21 protein-coding genes are annotated in these 26,204 nt (G+C 70.1%); 13 read left to right on the top strand and 8 right to left on the bottom strand.

Features of this window, described 5'->3' with window-relative positions; translation table 11 throughout:
- Positions 1 to 42 precede the first annotated feature (42 nt).
- The 3 genes from FHX82_RS07630 to FHX82_RS07620 are packed head-to-tail and all read left to right on the top strand — an operon-like array spanning position 43 to position 4,714.
- Positions 43 to 1,626, top strand: a complete 1,584-nt coding sequence (locus tag FHX82_RS07630; RefSeq protein WP_145937816.1) for a carboxyl transferase domain-containing protein — start codon at positions 43 to 45, stop codon at positions 1,624 to 1,626.
- A gap of 5 nt (positions 1,627 to 1,631) precedes the next feature.
- Entirely contained in the window at positions 1,632 to 3,563 is a 1,932-nt protein-coding gene (locus tag FHX82_RS07625) for an ATP-binding protein (protein ID WP_145937815.1), read from the top strand.
- Positions 3,560 to 4,714, top strand: coding sequence for an acyl-CoA dehydrogenase family protein (locus tag FHX82_RS07620; protein WP_145937814.1), 1,155 nt, complete (start codon positions 3,560 to 3,562; stop codon positions 4,712 to 4,714). The genes FHX82_RS07625 and FHX82_RS07620 overlap by 4 nt, the downstream gene beginning before the upstream one ends.
- Before the next feature lie 539 nt (positions 4,715 to 5,253).
- Here the strand turns inward: FHX82_RS07620 and FHX82_RS07615 are convergent.
- The gene (locus FHX82_RS07615) at positions 5,254 to 8,103 is read right to left on the bottom strand and encodes an AfsR/SARP family transcriptional regulator (RefSeq protein WP_145937813.1); all 2,850 of its coding nucleotides are present in this window, start codon (positions 8,101 to 8,103) and stop codon (positions 5,254 to 5,256) included.
- Positions 8,104 to 8,222: 119 nt separating this feature from the next.
- Here FHX82_RS07615 and map point away from each other — a divergent pair, with 119 nt between their 5' ends.
- From map to FHX82_RS37970, 6 genes are all read left to right on the top strand, one after another.
- The gene (map, locus tag FHX82_RS07610; protein ID WP_145937812.1) at positions 8,223 to 8,990 is read left to right on the top strand and encodes a type I methionyl aminopeptidase; all 768 of its coding nucleotides are present in this window, start codon (positions 8,223 to 8,225) and stop codon (positions 8,988 to 8,990) included.
- Positions 8,987 to 9,478, top strand: a complete 492-nt coding sequence (locus tag FHX82_RS07605; RefSeq protein WP_145937811.1) for a GNAT family N-acetyltransferase — start codon at positions 8,987 to 8,989, stop codon at positions 9,476 to 9,478. The genes map and FHX82_RS07605 overlap by 4 nt, the downstream gene beginning before the upstream one ends.
- Positions 9,479 to 9,511: 33 nt before the next feature.
- Positions 9,512 to 10,342: an SDR family oxidoreductase gene (locus FHX82_RS07600; RefSeq protein WP_145937810.1), complete on the top strand. Its 831-nt coding sequence runs from the start codon at positions 9,512 to 9,514 to the stop codon at positions 10,340 to 10,342.
- A gap of 2 nt (positions 10,343 to 10,344) precedes the next feature.
- Complete coding sequence (locus FHX82_RS07595; RefSeq protein ID WP_229880557.1) at positions 10,345 to 11,367, top strand: alpha/beta fold hydrolase; 1,023 nt, start codon at positions 10,345 to 10,347, stop codon at positions 11,365 to 11,367.
- A gap of 54 nt (positions 11,368 to 11,421) precedes the next feature.
- A complete protein-coding gene (locus tag FHX82_RS07590) occupies positions 11,422 to 11,646 on the top strand; it encodes a hypothetical protein (RefSeq protein ID WP_145937809.1) in 225 nt (74 codons plus the stop codon).
- A gap of 182 nt (positions 11,647 to 11,828) precedes the next feature.
- Positions 11,829 to 12,389, top strand: coding sequence for an Imm8 family immunity protein (locus FHX82_RS37970; RefSeq protein WP_145937808.1), 561 nt, complete (start codon positions 11,829 to 11,831; stop codon positions 12,387 to 12,389).
- A gap of 224 nt (positions 12,390 to 12,613) precedes the next feature.
- Here FHX82_RS37970 and FHX82_RS07580 read toward each other — a convergent pair whose 3' ends face one another.
- The 3 genes from FHX82_RS07580 to FHX82_RS07570 all read right to left on the bottom strand — a co-directional run bounded on the left by FHX82_RS07580 (position 12,614) and on the right by FHX82_RS07570 (position 16,556).
- Positions 12,614 to 13,828 carry an acyl-CoA dehydrogenase family protein gene (locus FHX82_RS07580; protein ID WP_145937807.1) on the bottom strand — a complete coding sequence of 405 codons (1,215 nt, stop codon included), beginning with the start codon at positions 13,826 to 13,828 and terminating at the stop codon, positions 12,614 to 12,616.
- A 12-nt stretch (positions 13,829 to 13,840) separates the two neighbouring features.
- Complete coding sequence (locus FHX82_RS07575) at positions 13,841 to 15,136, bottom strand: acyl-CoA dehydrogenase family protein (RefSeq protein WP_145937828.1); 1,296 nt, start codon at positions 15,134 to 15,136, stop codon at positions 13,841 to 13,843.
- Positions 15,137 to 15,377: 241 nt separating this feature from the next.
- Positions 15,378 to 16,556: a TetR/AcrR family transcriptional regulator gene (locus FHX82_RS07570; protein WP_145937806.1), complete on the bottom strand. Its 1,179-nt coding sequence runs from the start codon at positions 16,554 to 16,556 to the stop codon at positions 15,378 to 15,380.
- 110 nt (positions 16,557 to 16,666) lie between these two features.
- Here FHX82_RS07570 and FHX82_RS07565 point away from each other — a divergent pair, with 110 nt between their 5' ends.
- Together FHX82_RS07565 and FHX82_RS07560 are read left to right on the top strand one after the other, a co-directional pair.
- Positions 16,667 to 17,878 carry an acetyl-CoA C-acetyltransferase gene (locus FHX82_RS07565; RefSeq protein ID WP_145937805.1) on the top strand — a complete coding sequence of 404 codons (1,212 nt, stop codon included), beginning with the start codon at positions 16,667 to 16,669 and terminating at the stop codon, positions 17,876 to 17,878.
- A gap of 2 nt (positions 17,879 to 17,880) precedes the next feature.
- Complete coding sequence (locus FHX82_RS07560; RefSeq protein ID WP_183176509.1) at positions 17,881 to 20,040, top strand: 3-hydroxyacyl-CoA dehydrogenase NAD-binding domain-containing protein; 2,160 nt, start codon at positions 17,881 to 17,883, stop codon at positions 20,038 to 20,040.
- 46 nt (positions 20,041 to 20,086) lie between these two features.
- Here FHX82_RS07560 and FHX82_RS07555 read toward each other — a convergent pair whose 3' ends face one another.
- Positions 20,087 to 20,464, bottom strand: a complete 378-nt coding sequence (locus FHX82_RS07555; RefSeq protein ID WP_145937803.1) for a hypothetical protein — start codon at positions 20,462 to 20,464, stop codon at positions 20,087 to 20,089.
- A gap of 82 nt (positions 20,465 to 20,546) precedes the next feature.
- Here FHX82_RS07555 and FHX82_RS07550 point away from each other — a divergent pair, with 82 nt between their 5' ends.
- Positions 20,547 to 21,086, top strand: coding sequence for a TetR/AcrR family transcriptional regulator (locus FHX82_RS07550; protein WP_183176508.1), 540 nt, complete (start codon positions 20,547 to 20,549; stop codon positions 21,084 to 21,086).
- Between the two features lie 85 nt (positions 21,087 to 21,171).
- A complete protein-coding gene (locus FHX82_RS07545; RefSeq protein ID WP_145937801.1) occupies positions 21,172 to 22,077 on the top strand; it encodes a DMT family transporter in 906 nt (301 codons plus the stop codon).
- Here the strand turns inward: FHX82_RS07545 and FHX82_RS07540 are convergent.
- The 3 genes from FHX82_RS07540 to FHX82_RS07530 form a co-directional block, all read right to left on the bottom strand.
- Positions 22,046 to 23,599: an acetolactate synthase large subunit gene (locus FHX82_RS07540; RefSeq protein ID WP_145937800.1), complete on the bottom strand. Its 1,554-nt coding sequence runs from the start codon at positions 23,597 to 23,599 to the stop codon at positions 22,046 to 22,048. The genes FHX82_RS07545 and FHX82_RS07540 overlap by 32 nt on opposite strands.
- A gap of 7 nt (positions 23,600 to 23,606) precedes the next feature.
- A complete protein-coding gene (locus FHX82_RS07535; RefSeq protein ID WP_145937827.1) occupies positions 23,607 to 24,980 on the bottom strand; it encodes an FAD-binding oxidoreductase in 1,374 nt (457 codons plus the stop codon).
- A 720-nt stretch (positions 24,981 to 25,700) separates the two neighbouring features.
- Positions 25,701 to 26,198: a DUF3830 family protein gene (locus FHX82_RS07530; protein WP_145937799.1), complete on the bottom strand. Its 498-nt coding sequence runs from the start codon at positions 26,196 to 26,198 to the stop codon at positions 25,701 to 25,703.
- Positions 26,199 to 26,204 lie beyond the last annotated feature (6 nt).

The raw sequence follows: 26,204 nt of genomic DNA, 5'->3' as shown, positions 1-26,204 counted from the left end.
TAACATCAGAAGCGAAGTTAACGACGACTAACTTGGGCTGGCATGGACACACCGACGCTGACCACCGCGGTAGATCCGCGGAGTGAGAGTTACGCGCGCAACGTGACGGAACACGCCGAGCTGGTCGAGGACCTGCGCAAGCGGCTCTCGGCCGCGCGGCTCGGCGGTCCCGAGAAGTCCCGCGCCCGCCACGTCGAGCGCGGCAAGCTGCTGCCCCGCGACCGCGTGGACGCGCTGCTCGACGCGGGATCCCCGTTCCTGGAGCTGTCTCCGCTCGCGGCGAACGGGCTCTACGACGACGAGGCGCCCGCGGCGGGCATCATCACCGGCATCGGCCGCGTGTCGGGCCGCGAGTGCGTGATCGTCGCGAACGACGCCACGGTCAAGGGCGGCACGTACTACCCGATGACCGTCAAGAAGCACCTGCGTGCGCAGGAAGTGGCGCTGCACAACAACCTTCCGTGCCTCTACCTCGTCGACTCCGGCGGCGCGTTCCTGCCGCGGCAGGACGAGGTGTTCCCCGACCGCGAGCACTTCGGCCGCATCTTCTACAACCAGGCCACGATGTCCGCGCGCGGCATCCCGCAGATCGCCGCCGTGCTCGGTTCCTGCACGGCGGGCGGCGCTTACGTGCCGGCGATGAGCGACGAAGCGGTGATCGTGCGCAACCAGGGCACGATCTTCCTCGGCGGCCCGCCGCTCGTGAAGGCGGCGACGGGCGAGGTGGTCACGGCGGAGGAGCTGGGCGGCGGCGACGTGCACGCCCGGCAGTCCGGCGTCACCGACCACCTGGCCAACGACGACGCGCACGCGTTGCAGATCGTCCGCTCCATCGTCTCGACGCTCGGGCCGCGTTCCCCGCGGCCGTGGGACGTCGCGCCCGTCGAGGAGCCGGTGGTGGATCCGCGGCAGCTCTACGGGGCCGTGCCGGTGGACTCGCGCACGCCGTACGACGTCCGAGAAGTCATCGCGCGGATTGTCGACGGTTCGAAGTTCGGCGAGTTCAAGAAGGAGTACGGCGCCACGCTGGTCACCGGGTTCGCCCGGATCCACGGGCACCCGGTCGGGATCATCGCGAACAACGGCGTGCTGTTCTCGGAGTCGGCGATGAAGGGCGCGCACTTCATCGAACTGTGCGACAAGCGCTCGATCCCGCTGGTGTTCCTGCAGAACATCAGCGGGTTCATGGTCGGCAAGGCGTACGAGTCCGGCGGCATCGCCAAGCACGGCGCGAAGATGGTCACCGCGGTGGCGTGTGCCCGGGTGCCGAAGTTCACGGTGGTCATCGGCGGTTCGTTCGGCGCCGGGAACTACTCGATGTGTGGCCGGGCGTACTCGCCGCGGTTCCTGTGGATGTGGCCCAACGCGCGGATCTCCGTGATGGGCGGCGAGCAGGCGGCCCAGGTGCTTTCGGCAGTGCGGCGTGACTCCGAGGGCGCGGAGGAGTTCAAGGAGAGCATCCGCGCGCAGTACGAGGAACAGGGCAACCCCTACTACTCCACCGCCCGGCTGTGGGACGACGGAGTGATCGACCCGGCGGACACGCGCACCGTGCTGGGGCTCGCGCTGTCCGTCGCGGCGAACGCGCCGCTGGAACCCGTCGGCTACGGCGTCTTCCGGATGTGAGGCCGATGTTTTCCACTGTGCTGGTCGCGAACCGTGGTGAGATCGCGGTCCGGGTGATGAACACGTTGCGGCGCCTGGGCATCCGCTCGGTCGCGGTGTACACCGACGCGGACGCGGACACCCGGCATGTGCACGAGGCCGACCTGGCGGTGCACGTGCCGAACTATCTGTCCATTGAGGACATGGTGCGTGCGGCCCGTGAGACGGGGGCGCAGGCGGTGCACCCGGGGTACGGGTTCCTCGCTGAAAACGCTTCCTTCGCGCGGGCTTGTGCCGAAGCGGGCGTGGTGTTCATCGGGCCGCCCGTCGCGGCGATCGAGGCGATGGGTGACAAGATCGCCGCCAAGGCCACGGTCTCGGCCGCGGGAGTGCCGGTGGTACCGGGCCTGGCCGAACCGGATGACTTCTCCGCTGCTGCCGCCGAGGTCGGTTACCCGCTGCTGCTCAAGCCGTCCGCGGGCGGTGGCGGCAAGGGCATGCGGCTGGTGACCGACCCGGCGGACCTCGCCGCGGCGGTCGAATCGGCGCAGCGGGAGGCGCGGGCGGCGTTCGGCGACGACCGGCTGCTGCTGGAGCGGTTCGTCACCACGCCGCGCCACATCGAGATCCAGGTGCTCGCCGACGCGCACGGCACGGTGCTGCACCTCGGCGAACGCGAGTGCAGCCTGCAGCGGCGGCACCAGAAGATCGTCGAGGAGGCGCCCTCGGTGCTGCTCGACGAGGCGACGCGCGAGCGCATGGGTGCGGCCGCGGTGGAGGCGGCGCGGTCGGTCGGCTACACCGGGGCGGGCACGGTGGAGTTCATCGTGTCGGACAAGGCGCCGGACGAGTTCTTCTTCATGGAGATGAACACCCGCCTGCAGGTCGAGCACCCCGTGACCGAGCTGGTGACCGGTCTGGACCTCGTCGAGTGGCAGGTCCGCGTCGCGGCTGGGGAAGCGCTTTCTTTCGACCAGGAAGACATCCGCTTGAACGGGCACGCGGTGGAGGCCCGCGTGTACGCGGAAGATCCGGCGCGGGGCTTCATCCCCACCGGCGGCACGGTGCTGGACCTGCACGAGCCGTCGGACGTCCGGGTCGACTCGTGGCTGCAGCCGGGCACGAACGTGACCTCGAACTACGACCCGATGCTGGCCAAGGTCGTCGCCTGGGGGCCGGACAGGGCGTCGGCGCTGCAGCGGCTGGACAGGGCGCTGGCGGATACCGCGGTGCTCGGGCTGACCACGAACATTCCGTTCCTGCGGGCACTGCTCGCCGACGAGGACGTCCGAAATGGACGGTTGAACACGGAGCTGGTGGAGCGTCGGCTCGACGAGCTGGTGTCGGCGGAGGTGCCGGAGGAGTTCTTCGTCGCCGCCGCGCTGGACCGGGTGCTGGACCTGCTGCCTTCCGGTGATGTGGTGGACCCGTGGGACGTGCCGAGCGGCTGGCGACTCGGCGGGCGCGGCGGCGTGACCATGCGGCTCAAGGCGGGTGACGCCGAGGAGCTGGTGCGAGTCGAGGGTCTGCCGGACAACGCGACGGTGGTCGTCGGCGAGGGTGAACCCGTGCGGGTTTCCGCCGTGCGGCGGGGAAACTCGCTCGAAGTGCGGTACCCGGGTGAGTTCCGCCGGTACCGGCGCGCGGGGGAGTGGCTGTGCCGGGAGGGGCGTGCCGTCGCGGTGGGCGAGCGGCCCAACCTGCTGGCCACGCACGGCGAAGCGACCGAGGGCGGGCCGGTGGTCAGCCCCATGCCCGGCACGGTGCTCGTGGTGAAGGTGGCGCCCGGCGAGCGGGTGACGGCCGGTGCGCCGTTGCTCGTGGTCGAGGCGATGAAGATGGAGCACACCCTGGTCGCACCGGTCGACGGGGTCGTGCGCGAGGTGCGTGTCCAGGCGGGCCAGCAGGTCGCGCTGGACGAGGTGCTGGCCGTGGTGACCCCGGAGGCGGACGAATGATCGACTTCAGGCTGGACGAGGAGTACGAGGCACTGCGCAAGACGGTGCACGACTTCGCGCAGAACGAGGTGGCGCCGGTCATCGGCGGCTTCTACGAGCGTGAGGAGTTCCCGTACGACCTCGTGGCGCAGATGGGGCGCATGGGGTTGTTCGGTTTGCCGTTCCCCGAGGAGTTCGGCGGGATGGGCGGGGACTATTTCGCGCTGTGCCTGGCGCTGGAGGAGCTGGGGCGGGTCGACTCGTCGGTCGCGGTGACGCTGGAAGCGGGCGTGTCCCTGGGCGCGATGCCGATCTTCCGGTACGGCACGCCCGAGCAGCGTGAGCGGTGGCTGCCGGCGTTGTGCGCGGGCGAGGCGCTGGGCGGGTTCGGCCTGACGGAGCCGGGTGGTGGCTCGGACGCGGGGGCGACGCGCACGACGGCGGTGCTGGACGGTGGCGAGTGGGTGATCAACGGGAGCAAGTCGTTCATCACCAACTCGGGCACGGACATCACGCGGCTGGTCACGGTGACGGCGGTGACGGGCACGAAACCGGACGGCGGCAAGGAGATCTCGGCGATCATCGTCCCGTCGGGCACGCCCGGGTTCACGGTGGAGCCCAAGTACTCGAAGGTGGGCTGGAACGCGTCCGACACACACGGACTGTCCTTTGCGGACTGCCGGGTACCGGCGGAGAACCTGCTGGGTGAGCGTGGTCGCGGGTACGCGCAGTTTCTGTCTACTTTGGATGAAGGCCGAGTGGCGATCGCGGCGCTGAGCGTCGGCCTCGCGCAGGGGTGCGTGGACGAGTGCCTGCGGTACGTGCGGGAGCGGTCGGCTTTCGGGGCGAACATCGGCAGCTACCAGGCGATCCAGTTCAAGATCGCGGACATGGAGACGAGGGCCCACACGGCGCGGCTGGCGTACTACCAGGCGGCGGCGAAACTGCTGCGCGGGGAGCCGTTCAAGAAGGAGGCGTCGATCGCGAAGCTGGTCTCCTCGAACGCGGCGATGGACAACGCCCGCGACGCGACGCAGATCTTCGGTGGGTACGGGTTCATGAACGAGTTCCCGGTGGGACGGTTCTATCGAGACGCGAAGATCCTGGAGATCGGCGAGGGAACGAGCGAAATCCAGCGGATGCTGATCGCCAGGGAACTGGGCCTACGCTGACCCATCCCGGGGATGCGACTCGCGGCAGTTCGCGGTGGCTTCCGGGGAGTTCCGGCGGTCGCCGGGTGGCGCCTCCGGGAGGATGGCTGCGAAGCGGTGGTTGAGTCCGGCGGCGGCACGGGGATGGCCGCCGCCCGACTGCAACGTCGCTGGGCCGACCCCCAATCACGGTCCAGCCCTAAGGGGCATGATGGCAGGTCGTCACTGACACGTCGCTGACATTTCGGACGCTGCCGCCGATAGGGGCTTGTGCGGGAGTGCCTGGCTCGCACCCGGGTTGCTCGCGTGCGCCTCGTTCCGGTCCGGCAACCCGCGCTGATCAGGCATTTCCGTCGACCGCACCCGCTCGGGTAGCGATCACCACTTGATCCGGGCAGCCACCTGCAGGCGCGCCGGCAGCGGTCGCGCAAGCGTTTGCGCCCGGCCACCGCATCCGGCCGCGTCCGAGCCCGATCAGCCGCACCCGCCATCGCGTTCAGCCGTGTCCGCCCGACCAAGCCCTCCGCGGCGGCGGGATTCCGAATCGCCCCCGGGACCCCTCAAGCGCTCTGGCTTGCTCTGGCCAGGATGCGCTCCGCCTCCGGCGCCAGGATCGTCGAGCCCATCGCCGCCAGTGCGTCGCGTGCCTGGCGGGCCAGGGTGACCGCCTCGGTGTGGTCACCGCTGTGCCACAGGGCGTCGGCGAGCCAGATCAGCGAGCTCGCCGCCGCTCGGCGGTCGCCCAGTTCGGTGAAGATGCCGTGCGAGCGGCGGGCCGTGGTGGCCGCGTCGGCGTAGCGGCCCTGCGCCGTCTCCACGCGGCTGCGCAGCTGCAGCAACCACGCCTCGTCGTGCGGGTTGCCACTCAACAGGGGCGCCGCGTCCAGGCACGCCGACGCCGCGGCGTCGATGTCACCCAGCAGCAGCGCCGCCCGCGCCAGTTCGCGGTACAGCCCCGCGGTGAGCGACCGGACGTGCAGCTTCGCCGCCTCCTGCGTGGTCTTCTTCAGGATCCACACCGCCTCCCGGATCCGGCCGTGCTGCTGCAAGGTCTGCGCCAGCGTGCGGCTCGCCGTGCAGTACGCGATCCGATCCTCGCCCGTCGCAGCGATGCGCACCGCCCGCTCCGCCGTTTCGAGGTCCGGCTCGTTGCGCATCAGGCGGCAGAACGCCACGCCCGTCAGGCTGTACACCAGTTCCGTCGCCGCCCCGAGGCGGTCGAACGCCTCCGCGCACGCGACGAACGTCCTTTCCGACTCCGACACGTCCTCCGCCAGTGACGCCTCCGCGCGGCCGTAGTCCGCCCGCCACGCCACCAGCTCGTCGCCCGCCGCCCGTGCCGCCTCGGCGATCCGCTGCCGCGCCGCGGCGAGCTGGTCGAAGCCGCCGCTGAGGTGCAGCGCCGGGATCACCAGGTCCGCGAGCCGCGCCGCGTCCGCGTGCCAGCCCGCCGCGCACGCCTGGTCGATCGCGGCCAGCAACAGGTCCCGCTCCGACCTCGCCCACGCCTCCGGCGACCGCAACGGCGGGAGGTCCAGCCGCGCCGGCATGGCCCCGGGCGCCTGGTACGGCGGCAGCTCCTCGGTCCAGCGCGACGCCTCCCGGTAGACCTCCTCGCCGCGTGCGAGCAGCAGGTCCAGCAGCCCGCGCAACCCCGGCTCCAGGTCGTCGTCCGTCGCCAGGTCCCGCGCGTACAAGGCCACCAGGTCGTGTGTGCGGTAGCGGGCCGCGCCCGTGTCGTCCACTCCGCGCGGCTCCAGCAACGCGTTCGCCGTCAGTGCCTCGACGAGCCGCTCGCCGTCGCTTCCGTCGGTCACCGCGCCGAGCGCACACGGCGAAAAACCCGTGCGCGGCAACAAAACGGTGCACCGCAACGCCTTCTGCGCCAGCGGACTCAGCCCCTGGTAGGTCAGCGACAGGCTCGCCCGCACTTCCATGCCCTCGACGGCGAGCTCGTCGAGCCGGGTCCGCTCGTCGCACAACCGTTGCGCCAGCGCGCTCAAGGGCGCTTCCGGCCGCAGCGACAGCCGCGCGCCCGCGATCCGCAGCGCCAGCGGCAAAGCCCCGCACAGGCGCACGAGTTCCTCGGCGTGCGCGCGTTCCGCCTCGACACGCTCGGCGCCGATCATCCGGCTCAGCAGCTGGACGCCGCTGTCGCGGCGCAGCGGCTCGATCCGCAGTCGTTGCGCGCCCGGCAGGTCGAGCAAGGATCGGCGCGACGTCACGAGCACGGCGCACCCGCCGGTGCCGGGCAGCGCGGGCGCGACCTGCGCGGCTTGTCCCGCGTCGTCGAGGACGAGCAGCACCCGCCGGTCGGCGAGGCGGGCCCGCAGCGCCGCCGAGCGGGCGCCGGTCTGCGCCGGGATCTGCCCGGCGGGCAGGCCGCTGGCCAGCAGCAACTGCTCCAGCAGCTCGTGCGCGGACGTCCGTCCGGCCTGCCGGTCGTGGAGCGCGGCGAACCACTGACCGTCCGGATAGGACTCCCGCAGACGGTGCGCGGCCTGGACGGCGAGGGTGCTCTTGCCGACGCCGGGCTGGCCCCACACGACGACGACCCGCGCGGTGTCGGCCGGTTCCAGCAGCCGTTCGAGCCGCGCGACGGTGTCCTCGCGGCCGACGAAGTCGTCGGTGCGCGCGGGCAGCTGGCACACCGGCTCCCAGGCCGGGGCGCCGTCGGCGGCCAGCGCTGCCGCGTGCAGTTCCCGCAGCTCCGCGCCCGGTTCCACGCCCAGCTCGTCGGCGAGCACCGCCCGCGCCTCGGCGTACACGGCGAGCGCTTCCGCCTGTGAACCGGACTGGTGCAGCGCGCGCATGAGCTGCGCCCACAAGCCTTCGCGCAACGGATGTCGCTGCGTGAGCCGCCGCAGTTCGGAGATCGCCTCGGCTTCGCGGCCTGTCTCCAGGTCGAGCGCGATGCGCCGGCTGAGCGCGCCGAGCCGCAGCTCCTCCAGCCGGCCGCGGTCCTCCTCGCGAAGCGGCGGCGGGGTGGGCCCGTCACCCCACAGGCTGAGCGCTTCCGCGAGCAGATCACGTTCGGTGAGCGGATCGGTGGCCTGTTTCGCGCGCTCCAGCAACGCGGTGAACTCGAGCAGGTCGAGCTCGTGCTCGGCGACGACGATCCGGTAGCCGCCGGGCTCGGCACGCACGCGGTCGGGGTCGCCGAGCGCCGCCCGCAGGCGTTTGACCAGCACGTGCAGGCTGTTGCTGGCGTTCTTCGGCCGCCGCTGCCAGATGGTGTCGATGAGGTCGTCGGCGGGCACGACCTGGTTCGGGTGGGCGAGCAGGCCGGCGAGGAGGGCCTGGTGCAGCCGCGACCGGATGCTCACCGCCTCGCCGCCGACGCCGACGGAGAACCGGCCGAGCAACCGGAAGCGCCAGGCCCCCTGCTGGTACTCGGGGGGCTTGTCCACGGCGCGATCTCCCTTGAATGCTGTTCACACAGACCATACGGAAGGCCGTGCGGGCCTTTGCCCCTCCGGGGTACCCTGTGATAGAAATACCGGTATAACAATACCGACGAGGGTGGACCGTGATCGAACTGAAGACCGAGAACGAGATCGCCGCGCTGCGTGAAGCGGGCCGGGTCGTCGCGAGGGTACTGCAAGCGGTGCGCGCGCAGGCGGCGGTGGGCACGAGCCTGCTCGAACTCGACACGCTGGCGGCGGACCTGCTGTCCGACGCGGGCGCGAAGTCCTCCTTCCTGCACTACCACCCCGGTTTCGCGCCGTCGCCGTACCCGGCGGTGCTGTGCACGAGCGTCAACGACGCGGTGGTGCACGGCATCCCGACGGACTACCGGCTCGCCGACGGGGACCTGCTCAGTGTGGACTTCGGCGCGTCCGTCGACGGTTGGCACGGCGACTCGGCGATCAGCTTCGTGGTCGGTGACGCCGATCCCGCCGACCTCCGGCTGATCGAGACCACCGAGCAGGCGCTGGCGGCGGGAATCGAGCAGGCGAAGCCGGGTAACCACCTGGGTGACGTCGCCCATCCCATCGGTGTCATCGGGCGCCGTGCTGGTTACGGACTGCTCGCGGACCACGGCGGCCACGGCGTGGGGCGGGCGATGCACGAGGCGCCGCACGTGCCGAACGAAGGCCCGGCGGGCAAAGGCATGCGGCTGCGGCCGGGGCTGGTACTGGCGATCGAGCCGATGTTCATCGCGGGCGGCCGGGACGAGTACCGCTACGCCGACGACGGCTGGACGATCCACTCGATCGACGGCACGCGCGCGGCCCACGTCGAGCACACGATCGCCGTGACGGACGAGGGGCCGCGCATCCTGACGGCGCTGTGAACATCCGGGCCGGAAGCGTCGCCGACCTGCCGGAAGTACTGCGGCTGGGTGACGAGGCCGTGGAGTGGCTGGTGGCTCGCGGCCGGGCGGCTCAATGGGGTGCTCAGCCCTGGTCTCAGGATCCCGAGCGCGTGCAGCGGGTGAGTGAGCAGATCCAGGGCGGCGACCTCCAGCTCGCCGAAGTGGACGGTGCCGTCGTCGGCGCGCTGATCCTCGGAGAGCGGGTGCCGTACGTCCCGCCGGTCGACGAACCGGAGCTGTACCTGGTCCTGCTGCTGGCCTCGCGGCAGCACAGGGGCGTCGGCGCCGCGCTCATCGAGTTCGCCCTCGCCGAGGCACGCCGCCGCGGGGTGAGCGTGGTGCGCGTGGACTGCTGGTCCGGCGGTGACGGGAAGCTGGTCGAGTACTACCGCGGCCAGGGGTTCACGCCGACGGTCGAGGTGCCGGTCCGTGATACCACCGTCCAGGTCTTCGAACGCCGCTTGTGACACTGCTGGAAAAACTGTCCCGCGGGCGGCAGGATGGGCGCCATGGCAACGGAGCTGCGGGACAAGGTCATCGTGATCACCGGTGGTGCGCAGGGCATCGGCGCCACCACGGCGCGGGCGCTGGCCCGGCTGGGTGCGCGCGTCGCGATCGGCGACGTCGACCAGGTGCGGGCCGAGAAGCTCGCCGGTGAGCTGGATGCTCTCGCGCTGCCACTGGACGTCACCGACGGCCGGGCGTTCGGGGAGTTCCTCGACGAGGTGGAGCGGCGGCTCGGGCCGGTCGACGTGCTGGTCAACAACGCGGGGATCATGCTGCTCGCGCCGCTGGAGCAGGAGGACGACGAGGCCACCACGCGGCAGCTGGAGATCAACCTGCACGGCGTCATCCACGGGACGCGTGAGGCGATCAAGCGCATGCGGCCGCGAGCGCGTGGGCACATCGTGAACGTCGCGTCGATGGCGGGCAAGGCCGGTTTCCCGGGCGCCGCAACGTATTGTGCGACGAAGCACGCGGTGGTGGGGTTGTCCGAGGCGGTGCGGCTGGAGCTGCGCGGGTCCGGTGTGGACATTTCGTGCGTCATGCCGGCGGTGGTCCGCACGCACCTCGCGGACGGGCTGGTGGAGACGAAGATGTTCAAATCGCTGCAGCCGGAGGACGTGGCACGGGCCATTGTGGACGTCGTGCGGCGGCCGCGGTTCGACGTGTACGTGCCGCGCTCGCTGGACGTGACGGGGCGGCTCGGCAGGCTGGTGCCGCGGGCGGTGTCGGAGTGGTTCATCCACGCCGTGGGAGCGGATAAGGTGTTCATGGGCGCGCGTTCCGGTGAGCGTGCGGAGTACGAGGCGAGGGTGCGGCGGTCTTGAGTCTGACGTTGTCGCCGGTGAGCCTGGCGGCCGCCGCGGCGAATGTGGTGGGCAAGTTGCGGGGCGGGGTGGCGGATCTGCGGCCGGTGCCGCGGACGCTGATCGACCAGGGGCCGAACCGGTCGGTGTACCGGCTGCACGGCGGGTCGGACGGGCCGCCGGTGCTGCTGGTGCCGCCGCTGGCCGCGCCCGCGCAGTGCTTCGACCTGCGGCGCGGGTGCAGTCTCGCCGAGCACCTCGTGGAGCGGGGGCAGCGGACGTACCTCGTGGACTACGGCACGGTGGCGTTCGCCGACCGGCGGCTGGGCATCGAGCACTGGGTCGACGAGGTGCTGCCGCAGGCGATCCGGAAGGTGAGCGAGGACGCGGGCGGGCAGGACGTGCGCCTGGTGGCGTGGTGCCTCGGCGGGTTGTTCTCGCTGCTGACCGCGGCGGCCCGCCCGTCGCTGCCGATCGCGTCGCTCGTCACGATCGCGTCGCCGGTGGACTTCACCGCGATCCCGCTGATCGCACCGTTCCGCCCGCTGGTGGCCGCGACGGGCGGGCACCTGTTGACGCCGTTCTACCGATTGCTGGGTGGCGCACCGTCCTATGTGGTCGGTCGCGTCTTCTGGGCGACCGGGATTGACAAGGAGATCACGAAACCGCTCGCGATCCTCCGGAATCTCGACGACAGGGATTTCCTGGCGCAGATCGAGGCCGTGGACCACTTCATGGACAACATGATCGCGTACCCCGGGAGGACCTTCGGGCAGATCTACCACCGCTTCTTCCGGGCGAACGACCTGGCGGACGGGGAGGTCGACCTGAACGGCCGGAGCATCTCGCTGGCCGACATCGAGGTCCCGGTGCTGGTCATCGCGGGGGAGAACGACACGATCGCGCCGCGCCGGGCGGTGGAGCGGTTGACGCAGCTGTTGCCGTCGGTGGAGTTCCGCACCGCGCCCGGAGGGCATCTGGGCGTGCTCACCGGCCGCCGGGCCCGCACGACGACGTGGTCGTACCTCGACGAATTCCTGGGTTGAGGGAAGCGCTTTCCGGGTACGCTGGCGGCACACCGACGTACTGGGGGTGCGTGAATGGCGGCTTTGTGGATCGGCCTCGGGGCAGTGATCGTGGTCATGCTGGGCACGGCACTGCTCGCGGACGCGCGCGACCGGCAACGGGGAGGCGAGCGGCAGGTCCGGATGCCCGACAGGGCAGACCGTCGCGCGGCCGACCTGCTGCGGGGTTCGCAGGTGAACTGGACGGCCCGCGACGCACGAGTCCGTTCGCCGAGGGAAGCGGAAGCCCGGCGGCGCTGAACCGGTTGCGCGGGGTGTCGCCGCTCGGGTAGTGGGTCGTGGTGATCCGCTCGGCGCCGTTCCGCTCACGAAACCGCCCGACGGAAGGGGAACCCTCGCGCCGGGCGGTTTCACGAGCTGCTGCGTCTGCCCGGCCTCAGACGGCCTGGGAACGTGGTTGACCGGCCTCAATGGCACGCTGAATGGCATGCGTTTGGCCTCCCCAAGTCTCTCCCCTGCGAGGAGGTCGCCGGAGGCATGGGTCGTTCGATGGGGCGCATCATGGTCGGGTGAACCTGCCTCGTGTCCAAGCAGTCCTCCAGGGCATCACGACTTACTCGCCTCGCGCGTTCGAGGACTTCGCACCGCCAGATCCGACCTGCTTCGGGTGCTACCTGACCGCGTTCGTCGGAACCGAGGACAGTGGCCCGGCAGACGCGTTTGACTTTCTTGTCTGTACGCCTCTTTGGCTTGGTCAGTGCTTCGCTGAGGGCGGTGGGCCGTCAGGTGCCTCTCCTGGGCCGGGTTATGCCTGGTCCTCCGATGGCCGGGTGCTCTTCGGCAGTGGCTTGTTGCTGGTCGAGCGTTGGTCGGCCCAGGCGATTCATGCCGCGGTTGACGAGCAGTGCCAAGCCACGGCGGGACCGGATTGGGGCGCTGTCGCCTCTCGGTTGGGTCGGGTGTTGGTGTGGGAGTACGGCTACCGGTACGACGCCCACGTCGATGCCCATCCGGGGCCCTCGTTCCCACCGGAGCGAGTTTGAGGGTCCAGACCGCTGGTGTCGAGTACCGCAAGCGGGCCGACAGGATGCACGGGCTACGGCACTTCTACGCGTCGGTGCTTCTGGCGCAGGGCGTGCCGATCTCTGACACGGATGAGGGTCTACAGGGGGCCTGATCTTGGAAACCGCCCGTCTGACCATCCGGACCAACGAGAACCGCCCGGCTCGCGACAGCACGCGCGCCGGGCGGTTTCCGTTCGCGCGGGCTACTTCAGCTCCGCGCTCGTCTTCCCCAAGATCCGCCGCGCCACGATGAGCTGCTGGATCTGTTGCGTGCCCTCGAAGATGTCCAGGATCTTCGAGTCCCGCGCCCACTTTTCGAGCAGTGACTCCTCCGTGTAGCCGAACGCGCCGGCCAGTTCGACGCACTTCAGTGTGATGTCCACAACGGACCGGCCCGCCTTGGCCTTCGCCATCGAGGCCTGCAGCGAGTTCGGTTTGCGGTTGTCCGCCATCCACGCCGACTCCAGCGTCAGCAGGTAGGCGGCTTCGTAGTCGGCTTCCAGTTCCAGGTACGCGGCCGCCGCGGCGTGTTGCGTGTTCGCGGGCTTGTCGTAGTCCACCACGACACCCGCTTCGGACAGGATTCGTGCCGTCTCCTCCAGCGCGGCGCGGGCCAAGCCGACCGCCATCGCCGCCACCAGCGGCCGGGTGTTGTCGAAGGTCTGCATGACCCCCGCGAAACCCTTCTTGGTGTCCACCTCCGGCGAACCCAGCAGGTTCTCCTTCGGCACGCGGCAGTTGTCGAACCGCAGGACCGCGGTGTCCGACGCGCGGATGCCGAGCTTGTGCTCCAGCCGCACGACCTCGAAGCCCGGCGTGCCCTTCTCGACCACAAAGGACTTGATCGCCGCACGTCCGGCCGACTTGTCCAAAGTGGCCCAGACGACCACGGCGTCGGCGCGCTGGCCCGACGTCACGAAGATCTTCTCGCCGTTCAGCACGTACGAGTCGCCGTCCTCGACCGCCGTCGTCGTGATGGCCGCCGAGTCCGAACCGCAGTCCGGCTCGGTGATGGCCATCGCGGCCCACAGCTTGCCGAAGCGCGCCAGCTGCTCCTCGTTCGCCACCGACGCGATCGCCGCGTTGCCAAGGCCCTGCCGCGGCATCGACAGCAGCAACGCCACGTCACCCCAGCACATCTCGATCGTGCCGAGCACCGTGCTCAGGTTGCCGCCGTTGCGGTTGCCGGACTTCTTCTTGCCGTCGTCCTCGGAACGCCGCACTCCCGCCGCGCCCGCACCGCCTTCGCCCGACGAGTTCAGCCCGTCGAGCACCGCGGCGAACATGTCCAGCTCTTTCGGATACTCGTGCTCCGCACGGTCGTACTTCCGCGAAATCGGGCGCAGCACCTGGGAAGCGGCCTGGTACGCCTGGTTGATCAGGGCGCCGGCCTTCTTGGGAGGCTCGAGGTTGATCACAGCAAACCCTTTCTAGAGAAGAACGACGCCTTCGGCGATGCCGATCGCCCGCAGGTCGCGGTACCACCGCTCCACCGGGTGTTCCTTCGTGAACCCGTGCCCGCCGAGCAGCTGCACACCGGCACTGCCGATCCGCATTCCCTTGTCCGTGGCCAGTTTCCGGGCGAGCGCGACCTCGCGCGCGTACGGCTTGCCCTGCTCGGCCCGCGCCGCCGCGCGCAACGTCACCAGCCGCATGCCCTCCAGCTCGATCGCGATGTCCGCCACCGAGAACGCGACGGCCTGCCGGTGGCTGATCGGCTCGCCGAACGCCGTGCGCTCGTTCACGTACGGGATCACGTAGTCCAGCACGGCCTTCGCGGTGCCGGTCGCCAGCGCCGCCCAGCCCAGCCGCGACAGCCGCACGACCTCGGTGAACACCTCCGGCGAGGCGCCGCCCAGCAGTGCGCCCGCGGGCAGCTTCACGTTGTCCAGGAACAACTTCCCGGTCGCCGCACCACGCAGGCCCATCGCGGGCTCGGCCTCGACCGTCACACCCGACGTCGAAGACTCGATCAGGAACAACGCCGGCCCGCGACCGTCGAGGTCGGCCGACACGATGAACAGCTCCGCCTGCGCGGCCCGCGGCACCAGCGACTTCACGCCGTCCAGCTGGTACCCCGACGGCGTGCGGCGCGCCTTGACCGCCGGCTTGAACGGGTCGAACAGCGGCCGCGCCTCCTGCAGCGCGAGCGCCGCGGCGGGCACGTCCTCCCCGACGAACGCGGGCAGGTAATCGGCCTGCTGCTGTGCGTCGCCCCACAGCACGAGCGCCGTGCTCACCGCGGACGGCGCCAGCACGGCCACCGCGAGGCCCAGGTCACCGTGCGCGAGCGCCTCGGCGATCAGCGCGCTCGTCACGACCGAACGCTCCGAACCGGCGCCGCCCAGCTCCTCCGGGATGCCGATGAGCGTCACGCCCAGCTCCGCCGCGCGGGTCAGCAGCCCGTCCGGCGGGGCGAGCTTCGCATCCGCCTCCGCCGCGGCCGGCCGCAGCTGCTCGGCGGCGAACTCACTCACCGTCTCGGCGATCAGCTGCTGGTCCTCCGACGGGGTGACGTCGAACAGACCCTTGTCCTCGGGCTTGCCAGGGCGGGTGGGCTTCCCGGTCGCCCGGGTGGACTTGAACACGCGCGAAGCGGCACCCGCGGCGCGGAAACCGTTCTTCGTCGCGGAGCCCACCAGGTTCTGCACCGGCACGCGCAGGCCCGCGCGCTCCAGCGTCTTGCTGCCCGCCAGCCTGGTCAGTGCGGCGAGGCCCACGCCCATGACGTCTCGCTTCCGCCGCGGTGTTCCGTTGAGCGCTGCCACGTCGCACTCCTCCGTCCGCCGTTACCTACTCGTCAGTAGGTTAGCACGTGTCGGAGCGTCCTGGTGTTCGATCTTCTTCTTGTCAACAACAGGACACGCCGAAGATCGCCATGTCGGCCAGCAGGATTGTCAACAATCGCCCAGTAGTCGACGCCGACAATGCACTTGTGTGCAGGTCAATCGACGTGGAGCACCGTCTTCAGACGCCGAGCACCGTCTTCATCAGCGCCTTCAGCTCCGCGGGCAGGCTCGGCCGCGCGTTGAGGCGGCGGGTGCGGGCCAGGTCGTTGGCGATCGTCAGCGCCGCGTGCACGATGATCTTCGCCTCGCGGGCGGGCAGCTCGGGTTGCGCGGCGCACAGCAGGCTCACCCACTGGGCCACGTAGTCGCGCTGGACGCGGAGCAGCTCGACGCGGTCCTGCTCCGCCAGGTTCACTCCGTCGATGGAGAACGACACGATCAGTTCGGGTGAACCGGTGAGCACGCGCACGTACGAGTCCACCAGCCCGCCCAGCGCCGCGCGCTCGTTCGAGCTGCCACGCAGGACCTCCTCGGTGGCCAGCGCCAGCCGGTCGGCGGCCCGGCGGGCGATGGCCTGCACGAGGCTCGCCTTGCTCGGGAAGTGCCGGTAGACGCTCGGGCCCGCGATGCCGGCCGCCGCTCCGATGTCCTCCATGCTCACGTCGTGGAACCCGTTGCGGCGGAACAGCTCCGCCGCGCAGGTCAGCAGCTGCTCGCGCCGGGACGGCGTGCCCAGACCAGGCGCTGCGACCGAGGGCTCGGGCTCGCCCCCGGACGGCAGGTCCACCTGCAGGACGCGCTGGGCCAGTCCGGCAAGCAGCTGCACGAACCGCCGTTTCGCCACCGTCGTGTGATGCACGGACACGCTGCCGAACACGCTCAGTGCCGCCCAGCACAGCAGCTCGGCGTCGGCCGCCGCCAGCTCCGGCCGTCGCTCCATCAGGACCTTCGCCCACGACGTGAGGATCGCGCTCGACCGGCGGCCGATCTCCCGCTGGTCCCGCGGCGACAGGTGCCTGCCCTCCCAGCGCCACAGCGCCGCGACGTCCCGCCGCTCGACGGACGCGCTCGCGATCCCGGTCAGCAGCCGCTCGACCTGCTCGTCGTCGGCCTTCAGCGCGCTGAGCGCGCGGGTGGTCTCCGTCTCCATGTCACGCACGCCCGACAGCAGCACGTACGCGAGCACGGCCTGCTTGTCGGCGAAGTGCCGGTAGAGCGCCGGGCCCGTGACGCCGGCCGCCGCGGCGATGTCGTTGATGCCCACCCCGTGGTAGCCGCGAGCGCGGAACAGCTCGGCGGCACAGGCCGCCAGCTGGTTCTTCCTGTCGCTCGGGCGACGGCTCCGGGAGGTCGTCATGGTGAGACCACTCTAGCTTCCACGGATCACATCGCAAGCAGTTGACACCAGGGGATATAGGCGGATTATGTTAATGGAGATTAGCGTGAAACCGAGGAAAGGCCGCACGCGTGGGCAACGAGGCATACATCTACGAGGCCATCCGCACGCCTCGTGGCAAGAACAAGGGCGGGTCCCTGCACGGGACCAAGCCGATCGACCTGGTGGTCGGTCTGATCGACGAGCTCAAGGCGCGCCATCCCGGCCTGGACCCGGCCCGGATCGAGGACATCATCCTGGGCGTGGTGTCCCCGGTCGGTGACCAGGGCGCCGACATCGCGCGGGCCGCGGCGATGGCCTCCGGCCTGCCGGACACGGTCGCGGGCGTGCAGCTCAACCGGTTCTGCTCCTCCGGCCTGGAGGCGGTGAACCAGGCCGCCGCGCGCGTGCGCTCGGGCTGGGAGAGCCTGATCATCGCCGGTGGCGTCGAGTCGATGTCGCGGGTGCCGATGGGCTCCGACGGCGGCCCGATGTTCACCGACCCGGCGACCAACTACGACACCTACTTCGTGCCGCAGGGCATCGGCGCCGACCTGATCGCCACCATCGAGGGCTTCTCGCGCGAGGACGTCGACCGGTTCGCGGTCCGCTCGCAGGAGAAGGCCGAGGCGGCCTGGTCGGGCGGCTACTTCGCGAAGTCGGTCGTGCCGGTCAAGGACATCAACGGCGTGACGATTCTCGACCACGACGAGCACCGCCGCCCGGGCACCACCCTGGAGAGCCTGGCGAAGCTCAAGCCCGCCTTCGAGACCATCGGCGAGTTCGGCGGTTTCGACGCCGTCGCGCTGCAGAAGTACCACTGGGTCGAGAAGATCGACCACGTGCACACCGGCGGCAACTCGTCGGGCATCGTCGACGGCGCCGCGATCGTGCTGATCGGCGACGAGCAGGTCGGCAAGGACCTCGGCCTGACCCCGCGGGCGCGCATCGTGTCCGCCGCGATCACCGGCTCCGACCCGACGATCATGCTGACCGGCCCGACGCCCGCGACGCAGAAGGTACTCGCCAACGCGGGCCTGACCACGGACGACATCGACCTGTTCGAGCTGAACGAGGCGTTCGCGTCGGTCGTGCTGAAGTGGATGAAGGACCTGAAGCTGCCGGAGGAGAAGGTCAACGTCAACGGCGGCGCCATCGCGATGGGCCACCCGCTCGGCGCCACCGGGGCCATGATCCTGGGGACCATGGTCGACGAGCTGGAGCGGCGCCAGGCCCGGCGCGCGCTGCTGTCGCTGTGCATCGGCGGCGGCATGGGTATCGGCACGATCATCGAGCGGGTGTGAACATGACCAACACTATTCGCTGGGACCAGGACTCCGACGGCATCGTCGTGCTGACCCTGGACGACCCCAACCAGTCGGCGAACACCATGAACGCCGACTTCCGCGAGTCCTTCGGGCGGACCGTCGACCGGCTGGAGTCCGAAAAGGACTCGATCACCGGGGTCGTGCTCACGTCCGCGAAGAAGACGTTCTTCGCCGGTGGTGACCTCAACGACCTGATCAAGGCGACGCCGGAGCACGCGGAGGAGATCACCCGCAGCACCGACGAGATGAAGGCGCAGCTGCGCCGGCTGGAGACGCTGGGCAAGCCGGTCGTCGCGGCCATCAACGGTGCCGCGCTGGGCGGTGGCCTGGAGATCGCGCTGGCCACGCATCACCGGATCGTCGCCGACGTCAAGGGCACGGTCATCGGCCTGCCCGAGGTGTCGCTGGGCCTGCTGCCCGGCGGTGGCGGCGTCGCCCGCACCGTGCGGCTGCTGGGCATCCAGAGCGCGGTGCTGAACGTGCTCGTGCAGGGCCAGCGGCACAAGCCCGCCAAGGCGCTGGAACTGGGCCTGGTGCACGAGCTGGTGTCCAGTGTGGACGAACTGCTGCCGAAGGCCAAGGAGTGGATCAAGGCCAACCCCGAGGCGCAGCAGCCGTGGGACGTCAAGGGCTACAAGATCCCCGGCGGCAGCCCGTCGAACCCGAAGTTCGCGGCGAACCTGCCCGCGTTCCCCGCGAACCTGCGCAAGCAGATCAAGGGCGCGCCGATGCCGGCCCCGCGGGCGATCCTGGCCGCGGCCGTCGAGGGCGCGCAGGTCGACATCGACACCGCCACGAAGATCGAGACGCGGTACTTCGTCAGCCTGGTCACCGGCCAGGTCGCGAAGAACATGACCAAGGCGTTCTTCTTCGACCTGCAGCACATCAACTCCGGTGGCTCGCGGCCCGACGGCTACGAGAAGTACACCGCGAAGAAGGTCGGTGTGCTCGGCGCCGGGATGATGGGCGCGGCGATCGCGTACGTGTCGGCGAAGGCCGGCATCGACGTCGTGCTCAAGGACGTCTCGCTGGAGGCGGCCGAAAAGGGCAAGGGCTACGCGGTCAAGCTGGAGGAGAAAGCGCTTTCTCGCGGCAGGACCACGAAGGAGAAGTCGGACGAGCTGCTGGCGCGCATCAAGCCGTCGGCCGACCCGGAGGACTTCAAGGGCGTCGACTTCGTGATCGAGGCCGTGTTCGAGAGCCAGGAGCTCAAGCACAAGGTGTTCGGCGAGATCGAGAACATCGTGAACGCGGACGCGGTGCTCGGCTCCAACACTTCCACGCTGCCGATCACCGGCCTCGCGCAGGGCGTGCAGCGACAGGAGGACTTCATCGGGATCCACTTCTTCTCGCCGGTGGACAAGATGCCGCTGGTGGAGATCATCCGCGGGGAGAAGACGTCCGACGCGACGCTCGCCAAGGTCTTCGACTTCACGCTGCAGATCAAGAAGACGCCCATCGTGGTGAACGACAGCCGCGGGTTCTTCACCTCGCGGGTGATCGGCACCTTCATCAACGAGGCCGTCGCCGCGGTCGGTGAAGGCGTCGAGCCGGCGTCGATCGAGCAGGCCGGTTCGCAGGCCGGGTACCCGGCGCCGCCGCTGCAGCTCATGGACGAGCTGACCCTGACGCTGCCGCGGAAGATCCGGCAGGAGACGCGCGCCGCGGTCGAGGCCGCGGGCGGGACGTGGAAAGAGCACGCGTCGGAGGCCGTGATCGACCGCATGCTCGACGAATACGACCGCAAGGGCCGGTCTTCGGGCGCCGGGTTCTACGAGTACGTGGACGGCAAGCGGGCCGGCCTGTGGCCGGGCCTGCGGGAGGCGTTCAAGTCGGGCAGCGCGCAGGTGCCGTTCAAGGACCTGCAGGAGCGGATGCTGTTCGCGGAGGCGCTGGAGACGGTGAAGTGCTTCGACGAGGGCGTGCTCACGTCGGTGCAGGACGCCAACATCGGGTCGATCTTCGGCATCGGCTTCCCGGCTTGGACCGGTGGTGTCATCCAGTACATCAACCAGTACGAGGGCGGGCTGAAGGGCTTCGTCGCGCGGGCCCGTGAACTGGCCGAGCGCTACGGTGACCACTTCCTGCCGCCGGAAAGCCTGGTGAAGAAGGCCGAGAACGGCGAGATCTTCGAGTAACACCAAGGGAAAGCGCTCTCTCCCCCGCGCGGGAGAGAGCGCTTTCTCATGTCCAGGTCCATTCCAGTGCCGCGAACACCGCGCATCCCACGGCTGCCAGTACCAACACCGCGCGGGCGGCGGTCTCGGGCTCTGTGAGCAGCAACAACACCACGACGGCGACGACCGCCGCGGCGTTGCCGATCGCGGCCGCGCGCGCCACCGCGGGAGCGCTGGACGTGTTGGCCGAACGGGCCAGTACCACGCCGAACACCAGGCTTCCGAGTCCAGTGAGGACGAACGCGGGCCACAACGCGGTGGAGATCGCCGTGGACTCCGCGACTGCGGGCCAGGCGGCGAGGAGGAGCGTGACACCCAGCAGGCAGTCCCACACCGCGTCCGCTCGTAGGATTGTGGACAACCGGAAAGTCGTCTTGGTGGACATTCCTACTCCCCTCGGAGTTTATGTCACGACTGTGTCATAAACTGTGGCAGAAACCGGCGGGCATGTCGAGAGCGAGGTAGGGGTGGGCCGACCACCGGAGCCGGAGCGGCGGGCGGGAACCCTCGCGGCGGCGACCGACTACGTCCTGGCCAGGGGGCTGGCCGGGCTGAGCCTCCGGCCGCTGGCGGCGGCGCTGGGCACCAGCACCCGGATGCTGCAGTACGACTTCGGCAGCAAGGAGAACCTGGTGGCCGAAATCCTGGCCGAAATCAGGCGGCGTGAGGCAGTGCTGCTGGCGGACGCGATCGGCGAAGTCGGCGATGCTCCCGCGGACCTGGTCCGCGGCGTCTGGGCCTGGCTGACCGCCCCGGAACGCGAGCAGTTCCTGAAGCTGTTCTTCGAGGTCTACGTCGACGCGGTGAACCACCCCGACCGCTACCCGCAAGGCGGCCGAGCCATGGTCACCGACTGGCTGAACCCGTTGAGCACAGCCCTCGGCGGCGACGGCAAAGCCACCCTGACGATCGCGGTAGTACGGGGCCTGTTGCTGGACCGCTTCCTGACCGGCGACGAACACCGCACCGACGAAGCACTGGAACAGTTCGCGGCCTCGTTGCGGTAACTGCGTGTCCGGAAGCCGCCAGCATCACCGGTTCGCCTCCGGTTGACTACCGGCGGTTGGTGGCAGTCCGGCACGAAGGAGCACCGTGGCAGGCCGAGTCGGCGTCCAGTTCTGCCTGCTGGCGCTGGCGTGGGGCGCGAGCTTCCTGTTCATCAAGATCGGCCTCGAAGGGCTGTCCCCGGCCCAGGTGGTCTGGTCGCGGATGGTTTTCGGCGCGCTCGCACTGGTCCTGGTCATGCTCGTCCGCCGCGCTGCCGTGCCACGGGAACCCGCGCTGTGGGGCCACCTGGCTGTGGTCAGCGTCCTGCTGTGCGTGGTGCCGTTCCTGCTGTTCTCCTGGGCCGAGCAGCACATCTCCTCCGGGCTGGCCAGCATCTACAACGGGACCACCCCGCTGACCACGATGGCCTTCGCCGCGGCGGTCCTGCCCACCGAGAAGAACACCCGGGACCGAGGTGCCGGACTCGTGCTCGGCTTCCTCGGTGTGCTGCTGGTCATCGGACCGTGGTCGGTCTCCGGGCACGGCGACCTGCTTCCCCAGGTGGCGTGCCTTGGCGCGACCACGTGTTACGGACTGGCCTTCGCCTACCTGCGCAGGTTCGTCTCCCCGCGCGGGGTGCCCGCGCCGACCGTCGCCTTCGTCCAGGTCACCGTCGGTGCTGTGCTCATGCTGCTGGCCACGCCGTTCCTCGCCGGCGGCGAGATCGACCTGACCTGGCCCGTCGCGCTGAGCATGCTCGCCCTCGGCGCGGTCTGCACGGGCCTGGCCTACATCTGGAACACCAACATCGTCGGCGCGTGGGGCGCGCCGAACGCCGCGGCGGTGACCTACGTGACACCGATCGTCGGCGTGGTGCTGGGGATCGTCGTGCTCGGCGAGCCGCTGGCGTGGCACCAGCCGGCCGGCGCGGCGTTGGTGATCGTCGGGATCCTCGCCGCACACGGCCGGCTTCGCGTCGCTAGATCATCGACGGCACCACGGCATCGATGAGGTGCGGTCCCGGCTCCGCGATGGCCGCCTTGAACTGGTCCGCCAGTTCCTCCGCCGTCGTCGCCCTCGTCGCCGGGACGCCCATGCCCTCCGCGATCTTCGCGAAGTCCAGGTCCGGCCTCGACAGGTCCAGCAGGGCGTTCGCCTTCGGGCCACCGCTTTCCGCGCCCACCCGCTGCAGCTCCATGCGCAGGATGGCGTACGCGCTGTTGTTCAGGATGACCGTTGTCACGTCGAGGTTTTCCCGCGCCTGGGTCCACAGTGCCGAGATCGTGTAGAGCGCGCTGCCGTCGGACTGGAGGGCGATCACCGGTCGGTCCGGGGCGGCCACGGCGGCACCCGTCGCGACCGGGAGGCCCTGGCCGATCGCGCCACCGGTCAGGGTGAGCACGTCGTGCCGGGGCGCGCCCGCCGTGGCGGCCGGGAGCAGGAGGCCCGACGTGTTGGCCTCGTCGGAGATGATCGCGCGCTCCGGGAGCAGTGCGCCGATCACCTCCACCCAGTTCTGCGCCGACAGCGGCCCGCTCGGCAACGCCGGGCGCTGCGGCTCCTGCAACACCGGCTCGACACCCGCCGCGACCTCGTCCGCCAGCGCTTCGAGCGCGCCGACGACGTCCTGGTCCAGCTCCGCGAGCGTGTGCACCTGCGCGCCGTCCGGCACGAGGTCGCTCGGCTTGCCCGGGTACGCGAAGAACGACACCGGCGACTTCGCGCCCGCCACCACGAGGTGCTTGACACCGCTCAACTGGTAGGAAGCCTGCTCCGCGAGGTACCCGAGGCGCTCGATCGCCGGCAGGCCCGCGCCACGCTCCAGCCGGGCCGGGAACGTCTCGATCAACGGCTTCGCGCCGGTCGCGGCCGCGATGCGGCTCACCGCCCGCAGGCCCGCTTCGCGGCAGGCGGGGCCGCCGACGAGCAGCGCGACCTGCTCACCCGAGCGCAGGGCGTCGGCCACCGCGGACACCTTGCTCGCCGCGACCGCCTGCGGCTTGCGGGGCGGGATGGGCGCCACCGCCGTTCCACCGTCGCCCCACGAGATGTCCGCGGGCAGGACCAGCGTCGCCACCCGGCCGGGCGGGTCCATCGACGCCGCGACCGCCGCCGCCGCGTCCGCGCCGACGTCCTTCGTGCTGTCCGACTCGCGCACCCAGCCCTGCAGGGAGCTCGCGATGGCCGGGATGTCGGACTCCAGGGGAGCGTCGTACTTCTTGTGGTAGGTGGCGTGGTCACCAACGATGTTGACAATCGGCGTGTAGCCACGTCGGGCGTTGTGCAAGTTGGCAAGACCGTTGCCGAGGCCGGGGCCGAGGTGCAGCAGCGTGGCCGCCGGCTTGCCCGCGATGCGCGCGTACCCGTCGGCGGCACCGGTGACGACGCCCTCGAACAGGCCGAGCACGCCCCGCATCTCGGGCACGGAGTCGAGCGCGGCGACGAAGTGCATCTCGGACGTGCCGGGGTTCGCGAAGCACACCTCGACGCCCGAGTCGACCAGCGTGCGGATCAGGGACTGTGCGCCGTTCATTTCGCTCCTAACCGAAAAGGACGCCGGGGTTGAGGGTGTCGGTGGGATCGAAGGCCTGCTTGAGGCGGCGCATCAGCGCGACCTTCGCCGGGTCCTCCAGGTCCAGGAAGTGGCTCAGCTTGGCGGTGCCGATGCCGTGCTCGCCGGAGATCGCGCCGCCGCAGGCCATGCCCGCGGCGAAGATGTCGTGCAGCAGCCGCTGCCGTTTTTCGTTGTCCTTGCAGAAGATCCCGAGGTGCACGTTCCCGTCGCCGGCGTGCCCGCAGCCGACCGCGCCCGCCTCGGCGGCCGTGGCCAGTTCGCGTACCTTCGCGAGGAAACCGGGCATCTCCGTGCGCGGCACCACGACGTCGATCACGTCGTCGGCGCCCGCGGCCTTCGCCGTCCAGAAAGCCTTTTCCCGCGCCTCGATCAGCTTCCGCGCGGACCCCCCTTCGAGCACGTACACGTCCGCGGCCCCGAGCTCACCGAGCAGCTCCCCGGTCCGCTCGACGTCACCTTCGAGGCGGTCGGCGTCCCGGTTTTCCAGGCCCACCACCAGATACGCCTGCGCCGCGTCGCGCACCGAGTCCGGCACGCCGAGCGACAGCTTCTCGTTGTAGGTGATCGCGGCCATCGTGAGGTTGTCGATGTACTCCAGGATGTTCGGCGTCAAACCGCTCGCGAGGATGCGCGGCACAGCCTCCATCACCTGTGTCAGGTCACCGAACGGCGCGAGGACCGTCGCCGCGTGCGGCAGCCGGGGGTGCAGCTTGACGATGATCTCGGTGGCCAGCGCGAGCGTGCCCTCGGAGCCGATGATCAGCTGCGTGAGGTCGTACCCGGTGGAGATCTTCGACGTCTTCCCGCCGGTGCGGATGATCTCGCCGGTGGGCAGCACCGCCTGCAACCCCAAGACGTTGTGCCGCGTGACGCCGTACTTCACCGCCCGCATCCCGCCGGCGTTCGTGCCGACCGTGCCGCCGACGGACGCGCTCAGCTCGCCGGGGTAGACGGTGTACGCGAGCCCGGCGGCGGCGGTCCGCTCGTCGAGCTCGGCGAGGGTGACGCCGGGCTGCACCACGGCGACCTGGTTGCCGGTGTCGATCTCCAGTACGGCGTTCATGCGCTCGAACGAGATCAGCAGCCCGTCCTCACGGGGGCGCGCGGCGCCCGACAGGCCGCTGCCCGAGCCGCGGGCCGTGACGGGCACGGAGTGCTCCGCGGCGGCGACCAGCAGGGCGGAGACCTCCTCGGCGGTTGCCGGTTTGGCCACATACGCCGGTTTGCGGGGTTCACAGGTCAGGGACTCGTCGTGCGCGTAGTCCTCGCTCACCCGTTCCCCGGTGAGCAGCCGGTCCGCTCCCACGATCTCGGCGAACCGCGCCGCGACGTCGACCATGACGTGCACCCGCCTCTCCCGTACCCGCACCGCTGTCGATCGCAGCCTAGTACGGCGGGAGGTAGCCGGCGGAGGAAGCGGTGGTGCGGCGTGGGCCGGCGCCGGGTGAAGGTGCACCGGCGCAGGGAAGGACGTACTCGCCACGGGAACCCACCTGCACGGCGAGCACGTCCGGGTCTCATTTCGGAATTCCTCTTCCCGCCGCGGAGGCGGGACCGGTCCGCGCCAACGTTCCGGTCCCGCACCCGATGCGTCAGGAAATCAGACCAGCCAGCCCACGAAGTGGACCAGACCAGCAGCCACGTGGGTGAGGATGTCGTGGCAGTAGTGGAAGTGCGCACCGAACGCGTGCATGGAAAAGCTCCTTAAGAGTTTCTTCGAATGTGCCCTTGCTTTCGAAAGCGAGGAGGAGATTTCCATCCGGTCCGGGGCGCTGTCAAAACGGGGCTACCGCAGGGAAAGCGCTTACCGCCCGGCGCCGCAAGCCCCTTAGGCTAAACGTGTAACACTTTCGTGTTTCTCACCGGGTCTCACACGGACGGGTAGCGACACGTCCGGTAGCACGCCCCGAAGGAGTGACGTGGGGTAATGACGATCTTGATGCGGCAACCGGGCTCGACACACTCCCGAACGGGTGAAGCCGTTACCACGGTTGGTGATTCTGCTGCTTTCATGCGAACGGGTGAAGGGCGCCGGAGCTCCGGCGCCCTTCACCGGCTGTCACTCCACGCGGGCGTAGGTGATGGTCTCGCCCTCGACGCCGCGCAGCCACAGGTCCTGCGAGGCGGCCGCCATTTCGGGCAGTCCCTCGACGATCGAGGCGAACACGTTGCCCGGCACCCACCCCGCGTCGCCGTTGATCAGCAGGTTGTTCCGGCCGTAGAAAAAGGCGAGGTCCGTCGCGCCGCCGTCGCCGTGCGCTTCGCTGGATTCCTCGTAGCCGTAGGCGGTGTTGCCGATTTCCCACGCCTCGAACCCGAAATAGACGACATCGCCGGGAATGGGGGTGATCGTCGAGTTCTCCCGCCCCGGCTTCGGGTCGAACGGCGGAACCAGCGTGTACACCTCGTTCCGCGCGTACTTCGCGTGGTAGGCAGAACCGGTCCGCGGAAGCGCGTTCCACACCGCTTCGCACGTGCGGGGCGCTTCCTCGTCGAGCAGCACGGCACGGCAGGACACGCCGCGCTTGTCGAGGCTGATGGTGATGTAGCGGGCCACGTTTCT

It is taken from the genome of Amycolatopsis bartoniae, from assembly GCF_014191255.1.
Taxonomy (GTDB): domain Bacteria; phylum Actinomycetota; class Actinomycetes; order Mycobacteriales; family Pseudonocardiaceae; genus Amycolatopsis_E; species Amycolatopsis_E bartoniae.
This window is presented reverse-complemented; position numbering and strand designations above follow the sequence as displayed.

Bases quoted from the DNA above. Each gene is read 5' to 3' on its own strand.
- FHX82_RS07630 (WP_145937816.1), top strand. From the start codon at position 43: ATGGACACACCGACGCTGACCACCGCGGTAGATCCGCGGAGTGAGAGT.
- FHX82_RS07625 (WP_145937815.1), top strand. From the start codon at position 1,632: ATGTTTTCCACTGTGCTGGTCGCGAACCGTGGTGAGATCGCGGTCCGG.
- FHX82_RS07620 (WP_145937814.1), top strand. From the start codon at position 3,560: ATGATCGACTTCAGGCTGGACGAGGAGTACGAGGCACTGCGCAAGACG.
- FHX82_RS07600 (WP_145937810.1), top strand. From the start codon at position 9,512: ATGGGCGCCATGGCAACGGAGCTGCGGGACAAGGTCATCGTGATCACC.
- FHX82_RS07590 (WP_145937809.1), top strand. From the start codon at position 11,422: ATGGCGGCTTTGTGGATCGGCCTCGGGGCAGTGATCGTGGTCATGCTG.
- FHX82_RS37970 (WP_145937808.1), top strand. From the start codon at position 11,829: ATGGCATGCGTTTGGCCTCCCCAAGTCTCTCCCCTGCGAGGAGGTCGC.
- FHX82_RS07575 (WP_145937828.1), bottom strand. From the start codon at position 15,136: ATGGGCGTGGGCCTCGCCGCACTGACCAGGCTGGCGGGCAGCAAGACG.
- FHX82_RS07570 (WP_145937806.1), bottom strand. From the start codon at position 16,556: ATGACGACCTCCCGGAGCCGTCGCCCGAGCGACAGGAAGAACCAGCTG.
- FHX82_RS07560 (WP_183176509.1), top strand. From the start codon at position 17,881: ATGACCAACACTATTCGCTGGGACCAGGACTCCGACGGCATCGTCGTG.
- FHX82_RS07555 (WP_145937803.1), bottom strand. From the start codon at position 20,464: ATGTCCACCAAGACGACTTTCCGGTTGTCCACAATCCTACGAGCGGAC.
- FHX82_RS07540 (WP_145937800.1), bottom strand. From the start codon at position 23,599: ATGAACGGCGCACAGTCCCTGATCCGCACGCTGGTCGACTCGGGCGTC.
- FHX82_RS07535 (WP_145937827.1), bottom strand. From the start codon at position 24,980: ATGGTCGACGTCGCGGCGCGGTTCGCCGAGATCGTGGGAGCGGACCGG.